This is a genomic window from Pseudomonas sp. PF05 (assembly GCF_056521845.1).
On the sequence record NZ_JBWLPW010000099.1, the window covers coordinates 1 to 306 of the forward strand.

Genomic DNA, 306 nt, shown 5'->3' on the forward strand with positions numbered 1-306 from the left:
AGGACAGCGCCCCGGCAGCGGTATTGGCACAGGACGCTACGGTCGGGCTGTTAAGTGATGCCCCCATGGCAGTGATCAACCTCGACAGCGGGCTGTGGCAGGACGAATCCGTCCAGAATCCAGAGATTATGGAGCTGACGTCCTCGCACCTGGCCTACGTCATTTACACCTCGGGTTCGACGGGTCTGCCTAAAGGCGTGATGATCGAACACCGCAACACAGTGAACTTCCTGACCTGGGCCCATCGCTCCTTCGATGACGCCACATTGTCGAAAACCCTGTTCTCGACTTCGCTGAACTTCGACC

General features: G+C 58.2%; 1 protein-coding gene. It reads left to right on the top strand.

What is annotated here, in order from left to right; genetic code table 11:
• Positions 1 to 306 (top strand): AMP-binding protein (locus tag AC09SL_RS29605; protein ID WP_479572029.1); only part of this gene is annotated, 306 nt, incomplete at both ends.